Origin of the sequence: Pseudoxanthomonas jiangsuensis (assembly GCF_010093185.1) — a bacterium.
In the GTDB taxonomy this organism is placed as follows: Bacteria; Pseudomonadota; Gammaproteobacteria; order Xanthomonadales; family Xanthomonadaceae; genus Pseudoxanthomonas; species Pseudoxanthomonas jiangsuensis.
Genome location: NZ_PDWL01000101.1, coordinates 1 through 590 on the forward strand (window position 1 = coordinate 1; position 590 = coordinate 590).

The 590-nt window shown below is 66.3% G+C and carries 1 pseudogene; it reads right to left on the reverse strand.

The features are described 5' to 3' along the window. Positions 1 to 590 (reverse strand): annotated as a pseudogene (locus tag CSC62_RS17465) (ribonucleoside-diphosphate reductase); the annotation flags it as partial.

A 590-nucleotide genomic window follows, 5' to 3' on the forward strand; every position in this document is an offset into this window, starting at 1 on the left:
CCGTTGCTGGCGTTGTTGGCCAGGCTCAGCGAGATGGTGCCGGTCGGGGCGATCGAGCTGTGATGAGTGAAGCGCGAGCCGATTTCGGCCAGTTCATCGACCAGGTCAGGCGCCACTTCGGCGACCCGCTGCAAGTAGCGGCTGTAGCGGGCGTGCAGGACCTTGCCGGGGATCTGCTGGCCGACGCGCCAGCCGTCGGCGGCCATTTCCGGACGCTTGCGCAGCATCTCAGCGGTGACCTCGAAGCGCTCCTCCATGATCGGCGCGGCACCCTTCTCGCGGGCCAGGGCCAGGCCGGTTTCCCAGCCGGCGACCGCCATCTCGCGCGCCACCTGCTCGGTGAAGGTGCAGGAATCGGCGCTGCCATACTTCATCTTCAGCATGGTCAGGGTCGAACCCAGACCGAGGAAGCCCATGCCATGGCGGCGCTTGCGCATGATCTCGTCGCGCTGCTGCTGCAGCGGCAGGCCATTGACCTCGACCACGTTGTCCAGCATGCGGGTGAACACGCGCACGACTTCCTTGTATTCCTCCCAGTCGAAGCGCGCCTGGTCGGTGAACGGGTCGCGCACGAAGGTGGTCAGGTTGAC